The organism is Kitasatospora sp. NPDC056531 (genome assembly GCF_042794375.1).
Taxonomy (GTDB): Bacteria; Actinomycetota; Actinomycetes; order Streptomycetales; family Streptomycetaceae; genus Kitasatospora.
On record NZ_JBHTTU010000292.1, the window covers coordinates 1 to 2,309 of the forward strand.

The 2,309-nt window shown below is 75.0% G+C and carries 2 protein-coding genes and 1 pseudogene; 1 reads left to right on the forward strand and 2 read right to left on the reverse strand.

Features of this window, described 5'->3' with window-relative positions; all coding sequences use genetic code 11:
- Positions 1–222, reverse strand: a pseudogene (locus tag ACFQ87_RS45730) (ParH-like protein); the annotation flags it as partial.
- A 39-nt stretch (positions 223–261) separates the two neighbouring features.
- Positions 262–765 (reverse strand): XRE family transcriptional regulator, encoded by a 504-nt coding sequence (locus ACFQ87_RS45735; RefSeq protein ID WP_380616968.1) that lies wholly within the window; start codon positions 763–765, stop codon positions 262–264.
- A 449-nt stretch (positions 766–1,214) separates the two neighbouring features.
- Between ACFQ87_RS45735 and ACFQ87_RS45740 the strand changes: the two genes are divergently transcribed.
- Positions 1,215–2,210, forward strand: a complete 996-nt coding sequence (locus tag ACFQ87_RS45740; RefSeq protein ID WP_380616969.1) for an aldo/keto reductase — start codon at positions 1,215–1,217, stop codon at positions 2,208–2,210.
- Positions 2,211–2,309 lie beyond the last annotated feature (99 nt).

Consider the following 2,309-nt stretch of genomic DNA (forward strand, 5'->3'; position numbering starts at 1 on the left):
GACGATGTAGTCCGCCTCCTGGGTGGAGACCAGCAGCCCGCACGGGGCGTGCGGGCGGGCCGGCACCGGCAGCAGCTCGATCGGCCGCCCGCGCCGCGCGGCCAGCCGATCCAGCAGCACCGCAGGGTCGAACGGGCTCGGCAGCTCCAGCTGTTCGGCGATCCGCCGGCAGCGCCGCAGCGTGGACCGGCGGCCCCGGCCACGCCGTAAGTCATCCCACAAGCCGAGCTCCCGTTGCTGATTCCGCAGTCAGGTCTCTCCTCAGGGCGAGGGGCGCTTGCGCGCCGCGTCCCGGCGGGCGATGACGTCGACCAGCTCGCTGACGGTGTCCAGGCCCTCCGGCGACAGGCCCACCGCCCGCAGCGCCAGGCTGCGCACGCCCGCGTCGCGCAGCGCGCCCAGCAGCGCCAGCTCCTTGGCGATCTCGGCGCCCTGCCGTTCGTCGAAGAAGTAGGCGGGCGGGACCTGGAAGAAGTGGGCCAGCGCCTCCAGGTGGCGTTTGGTCGGGTTGTCCCGACGCCCGGTGCGCAGCTGCCACAGGTAGGTGGTGGAGAAGGACTCCCCGGTCGCCTCACGGCAGGCCCGGGCCACCTCCTCGTTGGTGTACTGCTCGCGGTCGGGCCGGCGGACGGTGTGGAACAGCGCCTCGATCCGGGCCGAGAGTCCGCTCACCTCCCCGGGCCCGCCCGGCTCCGCGGACCCGCCCTCCGAGCCCTGCGGCTCCTGCGTCCGCACCTGAACGACGTCCCCCGTCGACTCCGCCATGCCCCACCTTTCTCGCTCCGGGCCCTCCGCGTCGCGATCCCGACGGACGGGGCAGGGCCGGCCAGGTCACGATAGCCGAAGGCCATCAGCCGGCGTGGATCAGAAGATACCTGCTATCAATGCCAGTTGACCCGCGCAGCGTCGGCCGAAAGCCGGGAGAACCGGCCCGCAGGCCCAGCCGACACCGCACTGACGTGCCATCACATCATTTCGGTTCGACGACACTTGACGTTTCCACCGGATCCTCCGAACGGCCTCGGCGCCCCGGTGAAGTGGCCGACTCCCGCGAGACCGCGCGGCATTGGCACCCCGAGCCCGCCCCCCGCACGGCCACGGCCCCGACCGCCCGTACCGCCCGTAGTGCCCGGCCCACCGGGTAGGCCGGGCGGCGCCCGGGCACCGCTAAAGTCCAGGTGAGCACCCCCGAGCCCGCCCGAGGAGACCCCGCCGTGCCGACCGAGTCCGCCACCGCCCCCGCCGCCCGCCCGCACACCGCGCGTCTGGGCCTGGGCACCGCAGCCGTCGGCCGGCCCGGCTACATCAACCTCGGGCGCGAGGCCGACCTGCCCGCCGAACGCACCGTCGAGGCGCTGCGCGAGCGCACCCACGCCCTGCTCGACGCCGCCTACGCGGCCGGGGTGCGCTACCTCGACACCGCCCGCTCCTACGGCCGCGCCGAGGAGTTCCTCGCCCAGTGGCTCACCAAGCGCCCCGAGGCGGCGGCCGAGGTGACCGTCGGCAGCAAGTGGGGCTACACCTACACCGCCGACTGGCGCACCAGCGGGGTCGCCGCCCACGAGGTCAAGGAGCACTCGACGGAGGTGTTCGACCGCCAGATCCGCGAGACCCGCGCCCTGCTGGGCGCCCACCTGGACGTCTACCTGGTCCACTCGGTCACCCCCGACAGCCCCGCCCTCACCGACCCCGCCCTGCACGGGCGACTGGCCGCCCTCGCCGCCGAGGGCGTACGGGTGGGCCTGTCCACCAGCGGCCCCGCCCAGGCCGACGCCATCCGCCGGGCCCTCGACGTCACCGTGGCCGGCCGCCCGCTGTTCAGCGCCGTCCAGGCCACCTGGAACCTGCTGGAGACCTCCGCCGCCCCCACCCTCGCCGAGGCCCACCGGGCCGGTTGGCTGGTCGTGGTCAAGGAGGCCATGGCCAACGGCCGGCTGGCCGGCCGCAACGCCACCGGCCCCGACACCGCCGCCCTGCGCACCCTCGCCACCCGCACCGCCACCACCCCCGACGCCCTCGCCCTCGCCGCGGCCGCCGCCCAGCCCTGGGCCGACATCGTCCTGTCCGGCGCCGCCACCCTCGACCAGCTCACCTCCAACCTCGCCGCCGCCGACCTGTGCCCCACCCCCGAGGACCTCGCCGCCCTCGCGATGATGGCCGAGCCCGCCGACGCCTACTGGCGCAACCGAGCCTCGCTGCCCTGGGCCTGACGGTCGGTCGGCGCGGGACTGAAAACCGGTCGAGGCGCCTCCGGAACCTCCGGGACGCTCGGCGCATGCGCGTGAACTTCGACGGGGTACCCCCGTGCC

Coding starts and splice junctions, on each gene's coding strand:
- ACFQ87_RS45735 (WP_380616968.1), bottom strand. CDS start 765: ATGGCGGAGTCGACGGGGGACGTCGTTCAGGTGCGGACGCAGGAGCCG.